Origin of the sequence: Streptomyces sp. SID3212 (assembly GCF_009865405.1) — a bacterium.
GTDB lineage: Bacteria > Actinomycetota > Actinomycetes > Streptomycetales > Streptomycetaceae > Streptomyces.
On record NZ_WWJY01000351.1, the window covers coordinates 1 to 262 of the forward strand.

The 262-nt window shown below is 77.1% G+C and carries 1 pseudogene; it reads left to right on the top strand.

The features are described 5' to 3' along the window. Positions 1 to 262: pseudogene (locus GT042_RS10520) on the top strand (3-(3-hydroxyphenyl)propionate hydroxylase); the annotation flags it as partial.

Genomic DNA, 262 nt, shown 5'->3' on the forward strand with positions numbered 1-262 from the left:
CCCGGCCTGACCAAGGCCGCGGGCCGCGACCTCAGCCCGGCGCTCCCCTCGGGGCCGCTGATCCACCGGCGTACGCGGATGCCGGGGCGCCGGCGCGAGTTGGCGGGCACCCACTGCCCCCAGCCGTGGATCCGGTACCAGGGCGGGCGCGTCCGCCTGGACGACATGCTCGGAACCTCGTGTGTCGTCCTGACCGCCACGCCGCTCCCGCCCGCCGTACAGGCCGTCGCACAGGGGATGGGCGCCCGCGTCGTCCACGTGG